General features: G+C 35.2%; 25 protein-coding genes. 13 read left to right on the forward strand and 12 right to left on the reverse strand.

Annotation, left to right across the window (positions count from 1 at the left end; all coding sequences use genetic code 11):
- The first annotated feature begins 208 nt into the window (after positions 1-208).
- Positions 209-385: a hypothetical protein gene (locus BST92_RS15055; RefSeq protein WP_170061749.1), complete on the forward strand. Its 177-nt coding sequence runs from the start codon at positions 209-211 to the stop codon at positions 383-385.
- A gap of 547 nt (positions 386-932) precedes the next feature.
- On the opposite strand, the gene BST92_RS11820 is transcribed toward BST92_RS15055, so the two are convergent.
- The 4 genes from BST92_RS11820 to lysA all read right to left on the reverse strand — a co-directional run bounded on the left by BST92_RS11820 (position 933) and on the right by lysA (position 5,402).
- Positions 933-1,574, reverse strand: a complete 642-nt coding sequence (locus tag BST92_RS11820) for a hypothetical protein (RefSeq protein WP_105071639.1) — start codon at positions 1,572-1,574, stop codon at positions 933-935.
- Positions 1,575-1,754: 180 nt separating this feature from the next.
- Positions 1,755-3,089, reverse strand: a complete 1,335-nt coding sequence (locus BST92_RS11825; protein ID WP_146105157.1) for a hypothetical protein — start codon at positions 3,087-3,089, stop codon at positions 1,755-1,757.
- 119 nt (positions 3,090-3,208) lie between these two features.
- On the reverse strand, positions 3,209-3,766 hold the full coding sequence (locus tag BST92_RS11830) for a GNAT family N-acetyltransferase (protein WP_105071641.1): 558 nt from the start codon (positions 3,764-3,766) through the stop codon (positions 3,209-3,211).
- Positions 3,767-4,178: 412 nt separating this feature from the next.
- Positions 4,179-5,402, reverse strand: coding sequence for a diaminopimelate decarboxylase (gene lysA, locus BST92_RS11835; protein ID WP_105071642.1), 1,224 nt, complete (start codon positions 5,400-5,402; stop codon positions 4,179-4,181).
- Between the two features lie 403 nt (positions 5,403-5,805).
- On the opposite strand from lysA, the gene sucC reads away from it, so the two are divergent.
- Entirely contained in the window at positions 5,806-6,999 is a 1,194-nt protein-coding gene (sucC, locus tag BST92_RS11840; protein WP_105071643.1) for an ADP-forming succinate--CoA ligase subunit beta, read from the forward strand.
- 131 nt (positions 7,000-7,130) lie between these two features.
- Complete coding sequence (locus tag BST92_RS11845) at positions 7,131-7,907, forward strand: T9SS type A sorting domain-containing protein (RefSeq protein ID WP_105071644.1); 777 nt, start codon at positions 7,131-7,133, stop codon at positions 7,905-7,907.
- A gap of 65 nt (positions 7,908-7,972) precedes the next feature.
- On the opposite strand, the gene BST92_RS11850 is transcribed toward BST92_RS11845, so the two are convergent.
- Together BST92_RS11850 and aroB are read right to left on the reverse strand one after the other, a co-directional pair.
- Positions 7,973-8,290, reverse strand: a complete 318-nt coding sequence (locus BST92_RS11850) for a hypothetical protein (protein ID WP_105071645.1) — start codon at positions 8,288-8,290, stop codon at positions 7,973-7,975.
- 71 nt (positions 8,291-8,361) lie between these two features.
- The gene (gene aroB / locus BST92_RS11855; RefSeq protein WP_105071646.1) at positions 8,362-9,429 is read right to left on the reverse strand and encodes a 3-dehydroquinate synthase; all 1,068 of its coding nucleotides are present in this window, start codon (positions 9,427-9,429) and stop codon (positions 8,362-8,364) included.
- Positions 9,430-9,515: 86 nt separating this feature from the next.
- Here aroB and BST92_RS11860 point away from each other — a divergent pair, with 86 nt between their 5' ends.
- Positions 9,516-10,682 carry a proline dehydrogenase family protein gene (locus BST92_RS11860; RefSeq protein ID WP_105071647.1) on the forward strand — a complete coding sequence of 389 codons (1,167 nt, stop codon included), beginning with the start codon at positions 9,516-9,518 and terminating at the stop codon, positions 10,680-10,682.
- Here BST92_RS11860 and BST92_RS11865 read toward each other — a convergent pair.
- From BST92_RS11865 to porX, 6 genes are all read right to left on the reverse strand, one after another.
- The gene (locus BST92_RS11865) at positions 10,679-11,059 is read right to left on the reverse strand and encodes a hypothetical protein (protein WP_105071648.1); all 381 of its coding nucleotides are present in this window, start codon (positions 11,057-11,059) and stop codon (positions 10,679-10,681) included. The two genes, BST92_RS11860 and BST92_RS11865, sit on opposite strands and share 4 nt — an antisense overlap.
- Before the next feature lie 9 nt (positions 11,060-11,068).
- Positions 11,069-12,268, reverse strand: coding sequence for an alanine dehydrogenase (locus BST92_RS11870; RefSeq protein WP_105071649.1), 1,200 nt, complete (start codon positions 12,266-12,268; stop codon positions 11,069-11,071).
- A 32-nt stretch (positions 12,269-12,300) separates the two neighbouring features.
- Positions 12,301-12,777 (reverse strand): hypothetical protein, encoded by a 477-nt coding sequence (locus tag BST92_RS11875; protein WP_105071650.1) that lies wholly within the window; start codon positions 12,775-12,777, stop codon positions 12,301-12,303.
- 77 nt (positions 12,778-12,854) lie between these two features.
- Positions 12,855-13,022: a hypothetical protein gene (locus BST92_RS15060; protein ID WP_160165375.1), complete on the reverse strand. Its 168-nt coding sequence runs from the start codon at positions 13,020-13,022 to the stop codon at positions 12,855-12,857.
- 172 nt (positions 13,023-13,194) lie between these two features.
- Positions 13,195-13,596 carry a tRNA (adenosine(37)-N6)-threonylcarbamoyltransferase complex ATPase subunit type 1 TsaE gene (gene tsaE / locus BST92_RS11880; RefSeq protein WP_105071651.1) on the reverse strand — a complete coding sequence of 134 codons (402 nt, stop codon included), beginning with the start codon at positions 13,594-13,596 and terminating at the stop codon, positions 13,195-13,197.
- Positions 13,597-15,147, reverse strand: coding sequence for a T9SS response regulator signal transducer PorX (gene porX / locus BST92_RS11885; RefSeq protein ID WP_105072268.1), 1,551 nt, complete (start codon positions 15,145-15,147; stop codon positions 13,597-13,599). It lies immediately after the preceding gene.
- A 33-nt stretch (positions 15,148-15,180) separates the two neighbouring features.
- Between porX and BST92_RS11890 the strand changes: the two genes are divergently transcribed.
- The 9 genes from BST92_RS11890 (at position 15,181) to fabG (ending at position 23,230) form a co-directional block, all read left to right on the forward strand.
- Complete coding sequence (locus tag BST92_RS11890) at positions 15,181-16,407, forward strand: HD domain-containing protein (RefSeq protein WP_105071652.1); 1,227 nt, start codon at positions 15,181-15,183, stop codon at positions 16,405-16,407.
- Between the two features lie 23 nt (positions 16,408-16,430).
- On the forward strand, positions 16,431-17,450 hold the full coding sequence (lpxD, locus tag BST92_RS11895) for a UDP-3-O-(3-hydroxymyristoyl)glucosamine N-acyltransferase (protein WP_105071653.1): 1,020 nt from the start codon (positions 16,431-16,433) through the stop codon (positions 17,448-17,450).
- The gene (locus BST92_RS11900) at positions 17,451-18,851 is read left to right on the forward strand and encodes a bifunctional UDP-3-O-[3-hydroxymyristoyl] N-acetylglucosamine deacetylase/3-hydroxyacyl-ACP dehydratase (protein ID WP_105071654.1); all 1,401 of its coding nucleotides are present in this window, start codon (positions 17,451-17,453) and stop codon (positions 18,849-18,851) included. It abuts the gene before it with no gap.
- Positions 18,851-19,636 (forward strand): acyl-ACP--UDP-N-acetylglucosamine O-acyltransferase, encoded by a 786-nt coding sequence (gene lpxA, locus BST92_RS11905; RefSeq protein ID WP_006794936.1) that lies wholly within the window; start codon positions 18,851-18,853, stop codon positions 19,634-19,636. The genes BST92_RS11900 and lpxA overlap by 1 nt, the downstream gene beginning before the upstream one ends.
- Positions 19,637-19,642: 6 nt before the next feature.
- Complete coding sequence (gene efp / locus BST92_RS11910; protein WP_105071655.1) at positions 19,643-20,209, forward strand: elongation factor P; 567 nt, start codon at positions 19,643-19,645, stop codon at positions 20,207-20,209.
- Positions 20,210-21,136, forward strand: coding sequence for a UDP-3-O-(3-hydroxymyristoyl)glucosamine N-acyltransferase (locus BST92_RS11915; RefSeq protein ID WP_105071656.1), 927 nt, complete (start codon positions 20,210-20,212; stop codon positions 21,134-21,136).
- Entirely contained in the window at positions 21,137-21,511 is a 375-nt protein-coding gene (locus tag BST92_RS11920) for a nuclear transport factor 2 family protein (protein WP_105071657.1), read from the forward strand.
- Positions 21,512-21,541: 30 nt separating this feature from the next.
- Positions 21,542-22,414 (forward strand): succinate--CoA ligase subunit alpha, encoded by an 873-nt coding sequence (sucD, locus tag BST92_RS11925; RefSeq protein WP_042289942.1) that lies wholly within the window; start codon positions 21,542-21,544, stop codon positions 22,412-22,414.
- Positions 22,415-22,483: 69 nt separating this feature from the next.
- A complete protein-coding gene (fabG, locus tag BST92_RS11930) occupies positions 22,484-23,230 on the forward strand; it encodes a 3-oxoacyl-[acyl-carrier-protein] reductase (RefSeq protein ID WP_105071658.1) in 747 nt (248 codons plus the stop codon).
- Positions 23,231-23,241 lie beyond the last annotated feature (11 nt).

Raw genomic sequence — 23,241 nt, forward strand, 5'->3', positions numbered from 1 at the left:
CAGTTCAAAGTAAACAACTAATTGAGGATTAAGCCACCTCACAGGTAGACATAAATGAGCCTTATACGATATACATCGTGTTATGGATAGTTTAACTGCTCATCAACTGAAAAAACAAACACACAACGCCCACTGAATAGGCTTATTTACAGGTGGCGTTACAGGATAATTTAAGACTATGGGAGTCTTTAAAAACAATTACTAAATTATGAGAAGTCAACAAGAAGTATTAGATGAAATAAGATGGCGTAAAACTGAGAAAAAAGGACTAGAGAAGTCTTTACAAAACCCAAGTGAGAATATAGATATAGACTATGTCAAAGGTCGCTTGCTTAATCTCAGTTTTGCTATAGCATGGTGTGAATGGTTTTTAAAAGCGGAATAGTCTGTGCCGCAGGTAAATTATCCTGTAATGGCAAAGGTATAAGGCGAGTGAGGCGTTTTAGCCGGTACGCGTAGACCTTTTGGTTGTTGGTTAATGGATGTGAAGTTACAGAATTTTGGAACAATCACAGCCTCGCTATAAGCCTTTAAAACGTCTCAATCGCCATTATACAACGTTCTTGTTTGTTTCCTAGCGGCTGGCGTGAATTGGGTAAGTACAAGAATACATTTGGTCAAGAGGTTTTACAGCTTTGCCATTCTAGTCCATTGAGTAGGTTGGGAGACTTGTGATTTATAATTACTAAAGCTGGTTGATCTTTTGCAGCGTTATTGCAGTGCTATAGTTTCTAATCCCAAGAGTGTAATTATAAATTACAAAAGCGAAAACCTACGGCCGCAGGCAATGGACTAGAACGTTGTTGTGTATGATTGGTTGCGTGTTTCAAGCACTAAAATTAGCAAATAAATACTTAATAGAAAGTCCGCGAGGACTTTCGTAAATTGGCTAAAACCAAGCAATTAATTATACACGGTGTTGTAAGCAGTATTTATTTCATTTCAAATGTTTTCCAAGTATCAATTATGTTATCTGTATTTTCAGATGTTATTTCTCTCATTCGGAATTTATTTCTCTCAATTTTTTCAATTCTCTGTTCTTTTTCAGGTTCTTCGTAGAAAACATCAAAAGTTACTCGACCTTTAATTTTCCATTTTTCTTGACTTAAACTAATTAATTCTAAACTTTTGAAACGACTTGAACAAGACGTATAATATTTTCCTAATTCAGTATTTCCATCATTATTAATGTCATCTACAGGGAAAAAATAATCAGTTTCCAAACAAGGTACATCAACTCTTATACGAGGAATTTTTTTATCAGTAAATATTGCAGAAGAACCATTTTCATAACTATTCTCTTTAGTGATAAATAGTTCTGGGATTATTATAATTGAATCATTTATTCCGTCTTTATTTATGTCTCCTAACGATTTGATAATAGAATATCTTTCTAGGTTTTCTATTAATGTTGATGTTAAAACAACAATTGTGGTATCATTTAAAGATTCTTTAATTCGTTCGTGAATTTTCGAATTAGAAAGTAATTGTGTTTTTTGTTTTGGATTTTCCCAATGGTCTCTCCAACTATTAAATTCAGGAAATTCTGTTTTGGTTATACTTTCACTATCCAACTTGTTCTTACACGATAATATAATCATCAGAAGAAGTAAGATTGAGATAGAGAATGTTTTTTTCATATTGCTTACAACGGTCTCGGCTATGAGTAGTTGCGTGGATTAGTACTTAACTTTACAAGTACACACCAAGTTGGAAATTCCGCAGGAATTTCCAAAGTAGGCGAGGACAAGCAATTACTTATAGCCAATGTTGGGCATAGTTATTTTTTTCGGCTCAATTTCTTTGCATATATATCCTTGGTTTTCGACAAAACTTTCGGGTAAATTCATTAAATAATTCCCTCTCAATTGCCATAAAATCAAAGTTCCATCTTTTAGGAAAATCCACCTTGAAAAGCTCCTTTTAGAATTTCGATACTCTGTCAATTCGTAGAATATTGCATCTCCATACTTTCCTTTGTATTTATTTTTGTCAATTCCATTATCAGCTAAATCCTCCTTAAAACTCTTTTCCGCTTCTTTACTCAAAGATTGAGATTTAACCCAATGTATTTCTCCCAAGCAACTTTCACAACTCAAAGTGTATTTGTAGACAGGATTTTCTTCTAATAATTCTATTAATTTATCTTTTTTGTAAATGATGTTTTTAGGCGAGTTCAAAAGTTTGTTTGTTCCGAAAATTGTATAAAACTCTATGTTCTTTGAAATAGTAGAGTCCTTTAAAGACATTTCAAGACAAGGTCTGCCCCAATTTCCTCCCCATTCAATTGAGGACATATCAGTAATCTCTGCTTTTTTAATTTCAAATTCCTTCTCTAATAATTTAAATGTACTTGAGTATTTATTTCTGGTTTCTATGTAGTTCTCTTTATCCTCAATATATGCTCTGTAAATTTTCTTTATAAAATGATGATTAAAGTTATTTCCACTTAATCTTTGTTTATTGCTTTGTACTATGTCAGGTAGTAAATCGGAAATTATTTCTGATACTCTATGATTATAGACTTTCTGCCCTTTAAAATTCCAAGGAAGCATATAAGGATATTGTCCATTTGTTGATAATGATAATGTATCATTTTCTTTGATTAAATGAACATAAACTACGGGATAGTCATCAGTCCAATGTGAACCTTGAATTGTCCAAGCTACTCGATTAGCTTTTTTAATATCTTTAATTGTATTTATTGCGATTGAATATATCTCTTTTGTAGCCTTTCTATCATTTTTATATTCAATCCAAAGTTGTTCTGCATTTTGGTTAAGCCACAATGAATCCTTGCCAAAGAAACTCAAAGGATTATCTCTTGAATCTGAAGGATTGTTTAGTAAATTGATAAGTTCAGAGATTAATTTAGAATCAACTTTTTTAAATATCGAATCAGGTTTATTAATAGCTGTGAGCAATAAATCATCTTTTTTGACTTGATATTTATTGTCAAAATGTGACCATCCACCATATGCATCTCCTATCACTATTTTGTCCCAATCATTAATTTCATTCTTTTCCTGTCCAATTGCCATTTGGATTCCAAAAAGAAAGGTTAATATGATTGAAATTGGTTTGTTCATAATTATGCCCAACGGTTTTGTGTATGATTAGTGGCGTGTTTAAGCACCTAATTTAGCAAATACAAACCGAATAGAAAATCCGCGAGGATTTTCGTAAGTAGGAGATTACTAGCCATTAATTATACACGTTGTTGCCACACGTTTTTATTTATTTCGTAACAAATACATTTTTCGTATTCGGGATATTCTTTCAATTTCGGATGTTTAAATTCTCCGATTTTTTCCATTCCGATTTTTTTCATCACGTTTTCCGATTTAGAATTTTTCTCTGTACACGTGGAAATGATTTTATCTAAATTCAGTTCATTAAATGCAAATTCAAGACATTTTTTTGCGCCTTCGGTTGCATATCCTTTTCCCCAAGCACTTTTTTTTAATCGCCAACCAATGTCAACAGCAGGTGTAAAGTCAGTTTTATATTCTTGAAATGCCAAACCAATAAATCCGATTAATTCTCCACTTTCTAAAATTTCCGTTGCGAAGTAATTGAATCCATTTTTTGTATAGTGATTTTTAAGTCGGTCGATAAATTCCGCTGTTTCCTTTTCTGTTAATGGTTTTGGGAAATGTTCCATCACTTCCAAATCCGCATTTATTATCGCAAATTCGGTCAAATCAGTTTCGTCCCAATTGCGAAATCCAAGTCTTTCAGATTTAAAAATGTATTCTTTTTTCAATTTCAGCGTAATTTTCTCAAATGTGTGGCAACGTTAGTAAATACAAACCTAAGCAAAATCTTACAACATTACGTTACTGTATGTGACTTAAAGCAAACCTTTTAGCAGTATCGATCATAACTCAAAAAAGGTAGTATATGCAAACCTTTTCGTTTTAAACGTTTCATGTCGGCTTTATCAGCATCTTTAAGTTAGACCATTCGTTTTGGTATAAAGTCATAAGTTTATTAGTGCAATAGGATGATGCTTGTTACACTTTCGCGCAAGCGGTATTAAAAAAAGGATAGTATAATGAGATGCTGCTGTGTGTGCATAGATTGAGTTTCTATAGCTCAATTTCATCGCATAAAAAAAGCCCAACCTTGCGGTTGGACTTCTTTATGATGTAACTGCTATGGCAGTATTCCCGATTTTAAACCAGTTCTTCTAGTGCTAGCTCTACAGGTACTTGATGTTTTAAAATATCCTCCATGGTCTCGCGTTCTCTTATTAAATGCGCCTCGCCGTTGTACCACAGCACCTCTGCCGGACGGTATCTAGAGTTATAGTTACTAGTCATAGAGTAGCAGTAGGCACCAGCGTTTGCAAATGCGAGAATGTCACCTTCTGTGATCTCGCTGATCTGGCGGTTTTGTGCAAAGGTGTCGGTCTCACAGATGTAACCTACCACGCTGTAAAAACGATTGCGGCCATTCTCGTTAGAGATATTTTTAATACCGTGGTACGATCCATATAACATAGGACGTATCAGGTGATTAAATCCACTATCGATACCTGCAAAAACGGTAGACGTGGTTTGTTTTACGACATTCACTTTGGCAAGAAAATATCCTGCCTCGCTTACTAGAAACTTTCCAGGTTCAAAGGCTAGTGTGATATCGCGTCCATAATCTTTACAAAATTTATTGAAACGCTCGCTTAATTGCTCACCTAGATCTTCAATATCTGTTGCGACGTCGCCTTCTTTATAAGGTACTTTAAATCCACTACCAAAATCGATAAACTCCAGGTCCTTAAACTTTGCTGCGGTCTCAAACAATATTTCTGTCGCATATAAAAACACGCCTATGTCTAGAATGTCACTACCAGTATGCATGTGCACACCGTTAACGGTCATTTTAGTATTTTCTACAATGCGCAGTAAATGCGGTATCTGGTGAATAGAGATCCCAAATTTTGAATCTATGTGTCCTACAGATATGTTTGCATTACCACCAGCCATAACGTGTGGATTGATACGTACACATACCGGTATGGTAGGATGCTTAGAGCCAAATTGTTCAAGGATCGATAAATTATCAATATTGATTTGCACGCCCATGGCAGCGACTTGTTCAATCTCTTCTAGCGACACACCATTAGGCGTGTAAATGATCTTGTGTGGCTCTACACCAGCAGCTAGACCCAACTGTACTTCTTGTAGACTCACGGTATCGAGTCCAGCGCCTAACTGTTTAAACAGCTTCAAGATAGATAAGTTTGATAATGCTTTAACGGCATAATGTATTCTCAGTGATTTCGCTTGCGCGAAAGCCGAGGTCAAACGTTCATACTGCGACACGATACGATGCGCGTCGTACACATAGACAGGACTACCGTGTTCCTGTGCAATGTTCAATAAATCTTGTGATTGCATGCTTAAAAAATTAAGCCTACAAAATTACTAGGTTAGGACTAATAATTATTAATAAAATGATAAATCTTTCTTATGAGCTGGTATAATGATGGCGCCATCGGTTTATGGATAGCTTCCAATTATAGAAATAGGGATATAAATTACCTTTATGTATCATAGATAAGGCATGCCTGTGGTGCAGCGTTAATTATCTGGCTATGGCTTTTAAACACAACGGTTGTTATAGAATGATGTTCATAAAATCAATTCTGATTCTGTATAAGTGGGAACTATAATTTCATCACTTAAAGTCTAATTTTTTGGCTTACTCATAACCTGTTCTTAAAAAATATATTTTTATTTCAAATTCAAGGTTCACTTTCTTATTTTTGCTGTACTTAAAATTGAACCTTAAAGAACATTTATGAATCTTCACGAATATCAAGGAAAAGAAATATTAGCTAGTTATGGTGTAACTATACAGCGAGGTAAAGTAGCAACTACTGCTGCAGAAGCTGTAGCGGCTGCAAAAGAATTAACTGAAGAAACTGGTACTGGATGGCACGTTATAAAAGCCCAAGTACACGCCGGTGGACGTGGTAAAGGTGGTGGAGTAAAACTTGCCAAAAATCTTGAACAAGTTGAAGAAATAGCTGGACAGATCATAGGTATGGACCTAGTAACACCACAGACTAGTGCTGAGGGAAAACGTGTTCACCAAGTTCTAGTGGCTGAAGATGTATATGAGCCAGGTGAAGTAGAGGTAGAAGAATTCTACATGTCTGTACTTCTAGACCGTGCACAAGGAAAAAACATGATCATGTATTCTACAGAAGGTGGAATGGATATCGAGACTGTTGCCGAGGAGACGCCGCATTTAATCTTTACAGAGACGATAGACGCATCACATGGTTTACAAGGTTTTCAAGCAAGACGTATTGCGTTTAACTTAGGTTTAAGCGGTAAGGCATTTAAAGAAATGACAAAGTTTGTTGCTGCTTTATACAATGCATATGTAGGATCAGATTCTGCTTTATTTGAAATCAATCCAGTATTAAAAGCGAGTGATAACCGTATTATCGCAGTAGATTGTAAAATCACACTAGATGAAAACGCATTATTCCGTCACAAAGATCTTGCAGCAATGAGAGATACACGTGAGGAAAACCCAACTGAGGTTGAAGCAAAAGCGGTAGGATTAAACTATGTAGATCTAGATGGTAATGTAGGTTGTATGGTAAACGGTGCAGGACTTGCTATGGCAACAATGGACCTTATCAAACAAGCTGGTGGAGAACCTGCAAACTTCCTAGATGTAGGTGGTACTGCAGATGCAAAGCGTGTTGAAGAAGCTTTCCGTATTATTCTTAAAGATGATAAGGTAGAGGCTATTCTTGTAAATATCTTTGGTGGTATTGTAAGATGTGACCGTGTGGCACAAGGTATTGTAGATGCATACAAAAACATGGGTGACGCTATCAATGTGCCTATCATTGTAAGACTACAAGGTACTAATGCAGAAATCGCAAAAGAATTGATCGACAACTCTGGTCTTGATGTACAAAGTGCTGTTGAATTCCAGGAAGCTGCAGATAAAGTACAAGCGGTAATCGCTTAATACTGATCTAGAGAATAAATTCTCGATTAAATATATAAAACCACGTTGAAGTTTATCAACGTGGTTTTTTTATGTGATAAAGGTTTGTAAATCAAATCTGTTCTTTAAATTTGAGTATAAACCAGCACATTATGAAACACTTATACTCTTTTTTAATTTTAGCCTTTTATACAATAACAGCCCAAGCTCAATATATCGAGTTTGATTTTGATAACGCGACCATTAATGGGAATACGGTAACACAAGACGTAACTGTTAATGGTATAGGGTACCGTTTAACAGCGGTACATGGTTCTAATAGTACGGCAGCATTATTTGATGATGGAACAGGAGACCTATCTTTAAGAGGTACTGGTGGCTCTAGACCAGAACAAAATTGGACGATATCGTTAATTAAAGCAGGATCTGCAGAGAATTTTGATTTTGTAAGTGTCGACTATTTTAATAATAGTGGTTCAACACATACCTTTATAGTAGGTGATAGTAATAATAATGCCATATCTGCACAGACTAACATACCGCCCAGCGATGCAGGAACGATACTAGTAGCAACACCTGCAAATGCGACTAACTTACCATCGTGTTTGATATTTGGTTTGACGTTTTTTGCAACTACAGATACTTATTTTGATAACTTACGCATCAAACCGGTATCGTTATTATCTAATGAAGATCAAACACTAGAAAGTGTACAGTACTTTCAAAATAGTAATCACAACTTAGTTTTATCGCATTATAAGTTAGAAGGCGCGACTATAGAAGTTTTAAATTTAAATGGACAGCTATTATCTACAACAACAGCAAATGCGATTGATTATGAAGTTGATGTGACCAACTTATCGAGTGGATTGTATATCGCAAGGGTTACTTTAGATAATCAGGTAGAAACGATTAAGTTTATAAGATAGCCCTTAATCATAATTATAATAAAAAAGCCTCTTTTCATAAGAGGCTTTTTTATTAGTTAAAAGGTCTAATCTTCTTTAGTTTCATCAGACTCTTCATCTTTAGGTTGTTCTAGATCCATGTCTGGTAATACATCTGGATCATTCATATCCTTATCATCATAATCATCTTCATCAAATGCTTCCATTTGCATGGATAATCGCTTAGATATCTTAACCAGGTACTTTGTATCCTCAGTTTTAACCTCTACAGCTTCAATTAATTCGTTTTTATGGTTTTTAAATGATATGATATCATCATCGCCATAACCGTCTGGATATCGTTCTACAAGAAGCGATAATACATCTGGTGTTAGTTTCTTATAGTCTACAATTACATTTTTCATAATAACATTTAGAGAGAAACTAAAGTATATAAAAATCTTAAATCACCCAATCTCTTTAGGTAAACTATTAATTATTTTTTTAATTCATTAAATGCTTGTAAAATATCCTCAGTTGCAACAACTTGATTAGTGACAAAGGACCCTATACTTTCTAGCAGTACAAATTTAATCTCGCCATTAGTATTCTTTTTATCATATTTCATAAGTTCAATCATCTCCTGTACTTCTTGATCAGTAAATGAGAATGAAAAATTTAAAGAAGTATACCAGTCTTTAATTTCTTGATAAGCATCCATCGATAAGCTAGCATATTGAACACTTAAAAAAGATTCAACCACTATCCCAGCAGCAATAGCCTCACCGTGTAGAACAGCTTCTCGTTCCTCATGTTCCATTAAAAACGATTCTATTGCGTGTCCTGCGGTATGACCATAGTTAAGGGCTTTACGTGGTCCTTTTTCAAATGGATCCATGGCAACAATATCACTTTTAATGATAGCGCTTTGATAGATTAGGGAATTAAAGGTCTCATTTAAATAATCAGTTACATTGAGCATGTCTTTCCAGTACACGCGATCACTGATTAAACCGTGTTTAAACATTTCAATACTACCATTAACTAAATGTTGCTGTGGTAATGTATTTAAAAATGCAGGATCAATAATGGTCATGATAGGTGGATTGATCACACCTATTTGATTTTTAAGATGGCCTAAGTCTACACCATTTTTACCACCTATGGAAGCATCTACCATACCCAATAAACTAGTAGGGATGTGTATAAATGGGATACCTCTTTTAATAGTGGACGCTATAAAACCTCCTAGGTCAGTAATCACGCCGCCACCTAGATTAATCATTAAGCTGTTGCGGTCGCAACCTAGCTCAACTAGTGCACTCCATACACCAGCACAGGTGTCAATATTTTTGAATTCCTCGCCATGATCGATTTCTATCACCTCAATAATTGCCGTCGTTTCAATCTTAGGCATTAAGTAAGGATAGCAGTTTTCCATCGTCTTATCGTCAACAAGAATAAAAATAGTAGATGGTTGGTTTTCTCTGATCCATTGATTGATTGCCTCAAATCCTTGGTTTTCAAAGTAAATGGTGAAGTCTTTTATAGTAATAGGGTTCATGTTTTGTATGCTTTCGCGAAAGCGTTAAAAGTACAATCTATGTAGCTATTATTTAACTCCTTTGCTACTATATTTGTCACATGAATATGGAAAATCCTTTTAACAACACAGAGATTGCTTTTTCATTAAAAAGTAATCGCGAGCTGCGCAAAGCTCATTTTCTATTTAAGATGATGGGTTATCCATCGTTAGTCAACTTTGGTTCTGCTGTGATGATGAAATCGCTACAGTGGAAGCTGCCCGTAAAAGGCCTTATTAAACATACGGTATTTGAACATTTTTGTGGTGGTACTACTGAAGAAGAATGTGAACCAGTGGTAGAAAAAATGTTTGTTAAAGGTGTGAGTAGTATCTTAGATTATAGTGTTGAAGGAAAGGAAGATGAGGCCGATTTTAATGCTGTCGTTGATAAGAAATTGAAACTTATTAAACATGCTGCAAAATCTGATGCCTTACCATTTGAAGTAGTGAAACCTACTGGTATAGGTAGATTTTACATCTGGCAAAAGGTCACTGAGAAAAAAGAACTCACTACTGCAGAGCAGGCAGAGTGGCAACGTATTAAAGATCGAGTATTATTACTATCGCAAACGGCATATGATAATGATATCGCTTTACTTTTTGATGGTGAAGAAAGCTGGATGCAAGATGCTGCAGATGAGTTGATACGTGACATGATGTTACAGTTCAACAAAGAAAAAGCTATTATTTACAACACGCTACAATGCTATAGACATGATCGCTTAGATTATATAAAGTCACTGTATGAAGATGCCAAAGAAAACAACTTTATAGTAGGTGTTAAAATAGTGCGAGGTGCTTATATGGAAAAAGAGCGAGCACGTGCTCAAGAAATGGGATATGAATCACCCATCTGTGCTAATAAAATGGCGACAGATGAGATGTTTAACAGTGCTATGTTTTTTATCCTTGATCATCTAGACGTTATTAAGTTGTGTATAGGAACGCACAATGAATCTAGTACCATGCAGGCTTTAGAGATTCTTGCAAAGAAAGGTGTTGCGCCACAGGATCATGACGTATGGTTTGGACAACTGTATGGTATGAGTGATAATCTGACTTTTAACCTTGCGCAAATGAATTATAATACGTTCAAAATATTACCTTTCGGTCCTATACAAGATGTGATGCCATATTTAATACGTAGAGCGCAAGAGAACACATCAGTCGCTGGACAAACCGGTAGAGAGTTGATATTAATTAAGCAAGAAATGAAAAGACGTGGTCTTTAATCATTATCGTTGTAGATAATTTTTTCAACGGTGGCATATCGCTCACAATTCTTTACCCAAAGTGTGGTGTTAGAAAGTTCTTCTCGACCTGAAATATGGTAAAATTTACACGGACTAGCATCTGTATCTGATTTTGAAAAATTGACATCACCATACTTAAGTATCAGTTGTATACTTAAAGTATCGATATCCTTTTGTACAAGGTTTTCTCTTAGTTCTGGTGATAGCCTTATAGATTTTTTCCCTATATCTGCAAGGACTCTAGATTCTGGAAACCAGGTACATTGTGTTCTTTTTCCGGTAAGGAAAAAAACTAAGAATATTAAACCTATGGAAACGCCACCTAGGTAAAAACTTAAACGTTGTATAAACTTCATTGCAACTCTTTAAAAGATGAGCAAATTTACGTCGCTATACGGTAAGTTATACCATGATCCTACAGATTTGTTTGTGTTGATGCCGTGGTACATATAGATACCACATTTAAGGCCTTTATCCATTCTTATAGCATGTTCAATCCCACCATCTTCGGCGATATTAAGCAAGTAAGGTGTGAAAATATTACTTAATGAAATAGATGCGGTTTTTGAGTATCGTGAAGGTATATTAGGTACACAATAGTGTGTGACACCATATTTTTCAAATGTAGGTTTATCGTGTGTAGTGACTTCACTAGTTTCAAAACAACCACCCATGTCTATACTTATATCCATGATCACAGATCCTTGCTTCATGTTTTCTACCATAGTCTTAGTCACGACTACAGGAGCTCTATTGCTACCAGATAAAGCACCTACCACGACATCACATCTTCTCAAAGCCTTTAGTAGATATTTAGGTTGTAGGGTAGAGGTGTATAGCTGTTGACTTACTTTATCTTGAAGGTTACGCAACTTAGTAATAGAGTTATCAAATACTTTAACATTTGCACCTAGTCCCAATGCGGTGCGTGCCGCAAACTCTCCTACAACACCAGCACCCATAATGACCACGTCTACAGGTGGAACACCAGTAATATTACCAAAAAGCTGTCCTGTACGGTTTGCACCACTACTTAATAATTCACTAGCGATAAGTATGGAAGCTATTCCAGATATTTCACTTAAAGCACTTACCGCAGGATAATTACCACTGTCATCTTGAATAAATTCAAAAGCTAGTGCGGTAACTTTTTTAGCAGCTAATTTTTCAAAATAGGTTTTGTTCCTAGTTTTAATCTGTAGAGCAGATATTAAAACGCTTTGTGGTTTTATGAGTTCAATTTCTTCTAAGGAAGGTGGAGCGACTTTTAATATGGTAGGGCAAGAAAAGACTTTATTCCTATCAGAAGTAAGTTCTGCGCCAGCTTCATTATATTGTGAGTCTGTAAAATTAGATCCATTTCCTGCACCTTTTTCCATTAAAATGCGATGACCATGAGCCGTGAGCGCTGCTACTGCATCTGGTGTAAGAACAATACGTTTTTCTTGATGTTGTGTTTCTTTAGGGATTCCTATAAGTAGTTCTTGCTTAGATCGTTGTATCTCTAGGCGTTCCTCTTGTGGTAAGAGTTGATCTTTAGTAAATGGAGATAGGTGTTGACTCATAAGAACAATTATATTCCCTAAAATTAGTCAATTTAACTGAAGAATCGATCACTAGGTTTTTTAATGCCATCCTCAATTTCAGAGATGTCTATTCCGTGAATTTTATCAAATACTTTAATACGAGCGAGATAGCTAGCAGAAAGCGACCCGATAACTACTGGAATAATAAAGTATATTTCATTATGATCTATGTATTCAACATCAGGTAGAAAAACTGATACCAGTTGAAAAAAGTACATGGAGAACGGTATGATGATAACATGATACCACCAATGTTTACATGTTAAAAACCATAAAAAGAATAAAAGAGCTGGAAGTAGTTTTATCATTATTAACCAAGTAGTTACATAAGGATCTCCACCAAAACTTTCATTAACAGATTTCAAAGCTTCTAGTTCCCATAGGCTTTCAGGAACAGCCTCATAACTATAAAATAAATAAGGTATAACAGCTAGGATGACAGCAACTACGGTACCGTATATCAGTGAACTTGAACTATTATTTGGCATTTATTTATTTAATCTAGTATGTAACAAAAAAAATCTTCGTTTTCACGAAGATTTTTAAAGATAATAAAAACAATGGATTAACCTAATAGTCCGTTTGCTTTTGCAACTGCTAATTTCTTAGCTAGTGTTTTTTTCTCAATTTTCTTCGATGTTGGCGCTTGTGGCGCAAATTGTACTGCAGCTCCTGCTATCGATACACTGAATATCGCTAACAAAGCCATTGCTTTGAGGGACTTGTTGTTCATAATAAATTTGGTTTAAGTAAATAAGTGATACTAATGTATAGTGTTTATTACTGTAAACCAATAAAAAAATAAAGAAAAAGATTAACTAAATCGATAATCGGGCAAAACGTCGGTTATGTTAAAATAGAAATATATATTGTTAACCAGTGTTAAAAATTAATGGATTTGTCAATTATGATAGTACGACTTTTCTTTGATTAGGACTTAGAATTTCTATATTTATTATCGTAAAGCTCTCTAAATAAGGTTCTAAGAGATCTGGCCATTCTACAAAAAGGTATGCATCAGAATCGATATAATCTTCGACACCTATGTTCAATAACTCTTCAGTGTGCTCTAATCGGTATAAATCAAAGTGATAAACGGTAATTTTATCGGTTTTATACTCGTTCACTATAGAAAAAGTAGGAGAAGAGGTTACCTCATTTATTCCCAATTGTTTACACATTGCGTTTATAAGGGTTGTTTTGCCTGCTCCCATAGGTGCATTGAACAATATTGCCTTATTTGTGGTATGAGCTAGAATTTGTCTTGCTACCTGGTCTATATCGTCTATATGATACGTGATATTCATCTATCTAGGATTAAAAACAGCAAATGGTATTAACATCTCTTCTAAAGAAACGCCACCATGTTGATAGGTGTTTCTATAATAACTAACGTAGTGGTTGTAGTTGTTAGGATAAGCAAAAAACAAATCTCCTTTTGCAAATATGTAACTACTACTCATATTTATTTTAGGAAGTTTAATAGTACTAGGATCTTTTGCTGCTAGAACATCTTTATCTTCATAACTCAAGCTACGACCCGTTTTATATCTTAAATTAAGGCTAGTGTCTCTATCACCTATAACTTTACTAGGGTTAGTGACATTTATTGTTCCGTGATCTGTAGTAAGAATTAATTTAAAACCTAAATCTTGTGCTCTTTGAATAATCTCTAATAATGGAGAGTTCTTAAACCAGCTTAATGTTAAGGATCTATATGATTTATCATTACTCGCCAGGTCTTTGATTACTTTCATTTCAGTTTTAGCATGAGAAAGCATATCTACAAAATTATAGACCACTACCGTTAAATCATTATCTTTTTGAGATTTAAAATTCTCAGCTAATTTTCTACCTTGTTGCTCACTAGTTATTTTGTGATACTGGTGTGAAAGTCCTAAACCTAATCTTTTTAATTGTGCAGTTAAGAATTCATCTTCATACATGTTTTTTCCACCTTCTTCGGTATCATTTAACCATAGGTCTGGATGTCTTTTTGCCATATCCTCAGGCATCAGTCCAGAGAATAGTGCGTTTCTAGCATACTGTGTTGCTGTAGGTAGTATAGAACAGTATGTTTCTTCAGTCTCTTTTTTGTAATGACCATTTATAATGGTTTCAAATACCTTAAACTGGTCATATCTTAAATTATCTACTACTACTAGCAGGACAGGTTTATCTTTCTTTAAATGTGGAGCAATTCTTTTCTTAAATAAACTATGAGACATGACAGGCGCTTCATCATTATCTTCAAACCATTCTGGATAATGACGATCTATAAACTTGCAAAATTGATTATTAGCTTCATTTTTTTGCGTCGTAAGAATTTCTAACATCCCAGTATCATCTATGTCCTCTAGTTCTAATTCCCAATAAATTAACTTTTGATATAGCTGCACCCATTCTTCATAAGAATTAATCATAGAAAGATCCATAGAGATTTTTCTAAATTCTCTCTGGTAGTCAGAGGTTGTTTTATTAGATACCAATCTAGAGTGGTCTAAATTCTTCTTTAAAGAAAGTAATATTTGGTTAGGATTCACCGGTTTAATTAAATAATCAGCTATTTTAGAACCTATAGCTTCTTCCATGATATACTCTTCTTCACTCTTAGTGATCATAATCACAGGTAATTGTGCCTGTTTTTCTTTAATTTCATGAAGAGTTTCAAGACCGGTAAGGCCAGGCATGTTTTCATCTAATAATACAATATCATAGTTTACCTCTTCAATGGCTTCTAGTGCTTCTGTACCACTTACTCGAGTATCGATACTGTACCCTTTATTCTCTAAAAATATAATGTGTGGTTTTAATAAATCCACTTCATCATCTACCCAAAGGATTTTTATGTCTGTCATATCAGTATCTTTGTAATTAAATCGCTGTTCCTTTTGAATCAACAGAACAAACTTAAAATATTAAACGATCCCATTTATGGTTTTATTACCATTCCTAATGAGGACTTATTTACAATTATAGAACATCCTTTCTTTCAAAGGTTGCGTCGCATTACTCAAATGGGATTGAGTTATCTGGTCTATCCAGGTGCTCATCACACTCGATTCCATCACGCATTAGGTTGCTTGCATTTAATGCAAAAAGCAGTGCAAGTGCTTCGTTCTAAAGGTGTTAAAATATCTAATAAAGAAGAAGATGCACTCTATAAAGCCATTTTATTACATGACATAGGGCATGGTCCATTCTCACATGCTATGGAACATAGCTTTGTAAATAACGTCAGTCACGAAGATATTTCTATCCTTTTTATGGAGGCTCTTAATAAAGAGTTTAACGGCAGTTTAACGCTTGCCATTAAAATATTTAAAGGAGAATACCATCGTCCATTTATGATGCAGCTTATTTCTAGCCAGCTAGATATGGACAGGCTTGATTATTTAAAACGAGATAGCTTTTACACAGGTGTTGCTGAAGGTAATATAAATAGTCAGCGTTTAATCGCTATGCTTAATGTAAAAGAGGATGAACTAGTCGTTGAGCAAAAGGGTATATACTCTGTAGAACATTTTTTAAGCAGTCGTAGACTGATGTACTGGCAGGTTTATCTTCACAAAACAGGCATAGGAGCTGAGCATTTATTACAATCAGTTTTTGTGCGTATAAAAGAATTGATTCAGTCAGGAGAAAAAATGGAAATCCCAGTAGATCTTAATTTCTTTCTGCAAAACGAGGTTTCTTTAAAAGATTTTGATCTAGAAACCTTGAATAGATTCTCTAGATTAGATGATACAGACTTGATTACCACTTTAAAATTTGGTGCACAACATAAAGATTTTGTCCTTAAAGAATTATGTCAAATGATTCTTAACAGGCAATTACTTAAAATTAAGTTTACAAAGCAGCCAGTGAAAGACTCAAAACTGGATAAGAAAATTAAAACTTTGAAGACCGTTTATGACCTTTCTGACCATGAGGCACGTTATTTTGTTTTCTCAGGTGCTGTTCATAATCTCGCTTACGCGAAAGCGAAACCCATCAAAATTCTTTTCAAAAACGGGAAGTTAGTAGAGCTCATAAAGGCTGGGGAGGAAGCAAGTTTTAAAGCACTCACAAAACAAGTGACAAAATATTACTATTGCTATCCTAAGATTCAGGATTAACTAAAATTACTATTTTTGCGATAATGAAATTTACCGTACAACAGATTGCAGATATACTAGAAGGAACTATTGTAGGTGACTCTGAAATGCAAGTTTCTAAGCTATCTAAAATAGAAGAAGGCGAGGCTGGTAGTATCAGTTTTTTATCTAATGCTAAGTATACACCTTATATATATACAACAAACGCTAGTGCGGTTATTGTAAATGAAGACTTTGTTCCAGATCAGGACCTATCTACAACATTAATAAAGGTAGAAGATTCATATAGCGCGTTCACTAAATTACTTGAGTATTATCAATTAATCAAATTCAACAAAAGTGGTGTTGAGCAACCTAGTTTCTTGCATGAATCAGTTATCCATGGTGATGGATTATATCTAGCGGCGTTTGCCTACGTTTCTCAAAATGTCAAACTAGGTGAAAATGTAAAGATCTTTTCACAAGTACACATATCAGATAATGTAACTATAGGAGATAACTGTATCATCCACGCAGGTGCAAAAATTATGTCTGATACTATAATAGGTAATAACGTTACCATACATGCAGGCGCTGTTGTAGGAGCTGATGGTTTTGGTTTCTCACCTAACGCAGACGGTACTTATAATAAAATACCTCAAACAGGTATTGTCATTATAGAAGATAATGTTGATATAGGAGCGCTTACTACAATTGATAGAGCTACTCTAGGAGCCACTGTCATTAAAAAAGGAGCTAAGTTAGATAATCAAATACAGATAGGACATAATGTAGAGATTGGAGAAAATACGGTTATAGCGGCCCAAACCGGTGTTGCTGGTTCTACAAAGGTAGGTAAGAGCTGTCGTATAGGTGGTCAGGTAGGTATTTCAGGACATTTAACGATAGGTGATAATGTTGGGATACAAGCGCAAAGTGGTGTAGGCAGAAATATAAAAGATAATAGTGTTATACAAGGTTCACCAGCATTTGATTATGGCGATTGGAACCGTTCTTATGTATATTTTAAAAATTTAAAAAAGCTAGACGGCAGGATTGCTGATCTTGAGAAAAAGAATTCATAGATGACTACTACAGATTTTAAACAAACGACGATCTCTAAAGATGTTTCCTTAACAGGTGTAGGATTGCACACAGGGAATGATGTAACTTTAGTTTTTAAACCAGCACCAGCAAATCACGGCTATAAATTTCAGCGAGTTGATTTAGAAGGTCAGCCTGTGATTGAAGCAGATGCAAATTTTGTTACAGATACAAAGCGAGGAACAACATTAGATAAAAATGGAGTTCATATTAATACTTGTGAGCATGTCCTTGCAGCGCTGGTAGGTTTAGAAATAGATAACTGTCTTATTGAGATCGATAACAGTGAACCGCCTATCATGGATGGGTCATCAAAATTCTTTATTGAGGCATTAGAAAAAGCAGGTATAGATTCATTAGATGAAAATCGCAAAGAATATGTTGTTAAAGATGTTATCTCTTATCGTGATGAAGAAACGGGTAGTGAGATCATATTGATGCCTTCAGACTCTTATCAGGTGACTACGATGGTAGATTTTGGCACTAAAGTTTTAGGTACCCAAAATGCTACCCTAGAAAAATTATCTGACTTTAAATCAGAAATCTCAGATTCTAGAACGTTTAGTTTCTTGCACGAGATTGAGATGTTGCTAGAGCATGGTTTAATAAAAGGAGGAGATTTAAATAATGCCATCGTCTATGTAGATAAAGAACTTTCATCTAAAACGATGGAGAATCTTAAAAAAGCCTTTAATAAAGATAATGTGTCTGTAAAGCCTAATGGGATTTTAGATAATTTAACCTTACATTATCCTAATGAAGCTGCACGCCATAAACTTTTAGACGTAATAGGTGACCTTGCCCTTGTAGGAACCAGAATAAGAGGTAAAGTGATAGCTAACAAGCCTGGTCACTATGTAAATACACAATTTGCAAAAAAATTATCTAAGCTTATCAAGCTAGAAGCACGTAATAATGTTCCAAAAATTGATTTAAATCAAGAACCACTAATGGATGTGGTTAAAATTATGGAGGTATTACCGCATAGACCACCATTTTTATTAATAGATAAGATTTTTGAATTATCAGATAGTCACGTTATCGGTTGTAAAAACGTAACGATGAATGAGCAATTCTTTAATGGCCATTTCCCAGGAGCACCAGTTATGCCTGGAGTGTTAATCGTTGAAGCCATGGCTCAAACAGGTGGTATTTTAGTGTTAAGTACCGTTCCAGATCCAGAAAACTATTTAACATTCTTCATGAAAATGGATAATGTGAAATTCAAGCGTAAAGTTTCTCCAGGAGACACGCTTATATTTAAATGTGATTTAATAACACCTATTAGAAGAGGTATATGTCACATGCAAGCTTATGCTTATGCAAACGGTGTACTATGTGCCGAGGCTGAGTTAATGGCACAAATCTCAAAAGTAAAATAATGAATCAACCATTAGCATACGTACATCCAGGTGCAAAAATTGCCAAGAATGTAGTTATAGAACCATTTACAACTATTCATAATGACGTTATAATCGGTGAAGGGACATGGATAGGATCTAACGTTACCATTATGGAAGGTGCTCGCATCGGTAAAAACGTTAGTATATTTCCAGGTGCTGTCATAAGCGCGATTCCTCAAGATAAGAAATTTGAAGATGAGGATACTACCACTGTTATAGGTGATAATACGACAATTAGAGAATGTGTTACGATCAATAGAGGAACCTCTGACCGCATGAAAACGGTGATAGGTAAAAACTGTTGGATCATGGCTTACTGCCATATCGCACATGACTGTATTGTAGGTGATAATTGTATATTCTCAAATAACAGTACACTAGCTGGACATATTACAGTAGGTGACCACGTCGTTCTTGCTGGAATGGCAGCCGTGCAACAGTTCTGTCAGATAGGTAGTCATGCATTTGTTACAGGTGGATCTTTAGTAAGAAAAGATGTTCCTCCTTTTGTAAAAGCAGGACGCGAACCATTAAGTTATGTTGGTATTAATTCTGTAGGATTAAGAAGAAGAGGCTTTGAATTAGAGAAAATCAGAGAAATTCAAGATATTTACCGCATTCTTTATCAGAAAAACTATAACGTTTCTCAAGCAGTACAAATTATTGAAGCTGAAATGAGCGCGACTAATGAAAGAGATGAAATAATAGAATTTATAAAAAACTCAAAGCGAGGTATCATGAGAGGATACGTGGCTAGTAATTAATAAGATATGGCAAGTACAAGCGACATTAGAAAAGGATTGTGTATTAGATACAATCACGATATTTATAAAATTGTAGAATTTTTACACGTTAAGCCTGGTAAAGGACCAGCATTTGTAAGAACAAAATTAAAAAGTGTAACTAACGGTAAAGTTATCGATAACACTTTCTCTGCTGGACATAAAATAGAAGATATAAGAGTAGAGACTCAATCTTTCCAGTATTTATATCAAGACCCAGAAGGATACCATTTTATGAACACAGATACTTATGAGCAAATACGTTTACAAGAATCTGTACTAGACGCACCAGGTCTATTAAAGGAAGGCGAAATCGTAAAGATCCAAATTAATACTGAAGATGATTCACCGCTATCAGTTGATATGCCTCAGTATGTTGTATTAGAAGTAACGGCAACAGAGCCTGGTCTCAAAGGTAATACAGCTACAAACGCTACTAAACCAGCAACTGTTGAAACAGGTGCAGAGGTTAACGTACCTCTTTTCATTAATGAAGGAGATAAAATACGTATCGATACAGAAAAAGGTGCTTATCACGAGCGCATGAAAGAGTAAATGAAGTTTTCTCAAACACATCGTTTAAAAGATATTGCTGCGCTCATAGATTGTGAGTATGTAGGTGATGATCAGTTCCCGGTAACAGGTATGAACGAGATTCATGTTGTGACACCAGGCGACATTGTGTTTGTGGATCATCCTAAATATTATGATAAAGCATTACAAAGTGATGCCACCATCGTTTTGATTAATAAAAAAGTAGAAGCACCGGCAGGCAAAGCTCTTTTAATATCAGATGATCCTTTTAGAGATTTCAATAAATTAACACAGCACTTTGCTCCATTTCACGCTTTCGCGAAAGCGAATACTAATCCACCTATAGTAGGTAAAGGTACTGTCATACAACCCAATGCTTTTTTAGGTAATGAGGTTGTAATAGGTGAAAACTGCATCATACATAGCAATGTGTCTATAAATGATAGATGCGTTATAGGAAATAATGTAATTATTCACTCAGGTACAGTTTTAGGAGCAGATGCCTTCTATTATAAGCGTAGACCTGAAGGATATGATAAATTACTAAGTAACGGTCGTGTGATCGTTGAAGACCATGTTGAAATAGGTGCTGCATGCACTATTGATCGTGGTGTAAGTGGCGATACAACCATAGGTTATGGTAGTAAACTGGATAATCAAGTGCATATAGGACACGATACGGTATTAGGAAAAAATGTGTTGATAGCTAGTCAGACAGGTATATCAGGTTGTGTAGTTATAGAAGATGATGTAAAAATCTGGGGACAAGTAGGTATACGCAGTGACGTTAGATTAGGAAAAGGATGTGAAATAATGGCACAAAGTGGTGTCTCAAAAGATGTTAAACCAGGTGATGTATTATTTGGGTCGCCAGCTTCAAATGCTAAAGAAAAGTTTAGAGAGCTGGCAGCTATAAGAATGTTACCTAACTTTATCAAAAATAATTAAATGTCAGCAGCAGCTAAAAAAATTGTACGGTCGTTCTTGGATTCAGATGTATTCATTAATCCTGAATTGTTTAAGGATTTCATACATCCAGATTTTAGAACACACTGGCACGCAAGTTCTGGTTATAGAGAATACGATTATAATGAATATTATAGACTTACTGAGTCTACTGCGTCATCATATGAAAGTATGAGAACAGATATAACGCACATGATCAGTGAAAAGGATGAAGTAGCAGCAAGGTTTACAGTGTTTGTAAAAACAGTAGAAAATCCTCGAGAAGAAATCCCTATAGGTTATTTTATTTCTATCTTTAAAGTCTCAGAAAATAAGATTATTGAGATTCATCAAACGAGTCACCCTAGCGAAAATTAAATAAATAAAACTCAACTTAAATATATATAAATGAGCGTTTTAGTAAACAAAGATTCTAAAATTATAGTACAAGGTTTCACTGGTAGTGAAGGAACATTCCACGCAGGCCAGATGATTGAATACGGTACAAACGTAGTAGGTGGAGTAACACCAGGTAAAGGTGGACAGACACACTTAGATAAGCCTGTTTTCAACACTGTTTCTGAAGCGGTTGAGAAAGTTGGAGCAAACGTAACTATCATTTTTGTGCCACCAGCATTTGCTGCAGATGCTATAATGGAAGCTGCAGACGCAGGAATTGAGGTAATAATTACTATTACTGAAGGTATTCCAGTTGCTGATATGGTAAAAGCTGCTGACTATATTAAAGATAAAAACTGTCGTCTTGTTGGACCTAACTGTCCAGGTGTAATCACTCCAGGAGAAGCAAAGGTAGGAATCATGCCTGGTTTTGTATTTAAAAAGGGTAAAGTTGGAATCGTTTCAAAATCAGGAACTCTTACTTATGAGGCATCTGACCAAGTTGTAAAACAAGGATATGGTATTTCTACAGCGATCGGTATAGGTGGTGATCCTATTATAGGAACAACTACTAAAGAGGCCGTAGAGTTATTTATGAATGATCCAGAAACTGAAGCTATTGTAATGATAGGTGAAATAGGTGGTCAGTTAGAGGCTGATGCAGCACAGTGGATTAAAGCTACTGGAAATAAGAAACCAGTTATAGGCTTTATCGCTGGAGAGACTGCTCCAGCTGGTCGTACTATGGGGCACGCAGGTGCGATTGTAGGTGGATCTGAAGATACGGCACAAGCTAAAAAAGCAATTATGAGAGAATGTGGAATTCACGTTGTAGATTCTCCTGCTGAAATAGGTAAAAAAGTAGCTGAAGTAATAGGCTAATTTTTAAATCACATGGTCTAGACTTTTCTTTTATAAAGAGAAGTCTAGACTTTTTTAATTAAACCAATTATGAAATTACTTGAAGGTAAAACAGCTCTTATTACAGGAGCGAGTAGAGGTATAGGTAAAGGAATTGCACAAGTCTATGCAAAGCATGGAGCAAATGTTGCATTCACTTACAGCAGCTCTGAAGCACCAGCACTAGAACTAGAAAAAGAACTTACAGCAATGGGTGTTAAAGCCAAAGCTTACAAGAGTAATGCAGCAAGTTTTCAAGAATCACAAGATCTAGTCGTGCAGGTTGTAGAGGATTTTGGTACTGTTGATATTTTAATCAATAACGCTGGAATTACTAAGGATAATCTCTTAATGCGTATTAGTGAGGAAGACTTTGATCAAGTAATAGAAGTGAACTTGAAGTCTGTTTTTAATATGACTAAAGCTGTTCAACGTACTATGTTGAAACAGCGATCAGGTAGTATTATAAACATGAGTAGTGTAGTAGGTGTTAAAGGTAATGCTGGTCAAACTAACTATGCTGCGAGTAAGGCAGGTATTATAGGCTTTTCAAAATCTGTAGCGCTTGAATTAGGTTCTAGAAATATTAGATGTAACTCAATTGCACCAGGATTTATCGAGACAGAAATGACTGGTAAATTAAATGAAGATGTTGTTCAAGGATGGAGAGATGCTATACCATTAAAACGTGGTGGTAGCCCAGAAGATGTCGCAAATGCTTGTGTATTCTTAGGTAGTGATCTTTCAACTTATGTAACAGGTCAGACACTTAACGTGGATGGCGGTATGCTTACCTAGTAAATAATAGA

This window comes from Nonlabens arenilitoris (genome assembly GCF_002954765.1).
GTDB lineage: Bacteria > Bacteroidota > Bacteroidia > Flavobacteriales > Flavobacteriaceae > Nonlabens > Nonlabens arenilitoris.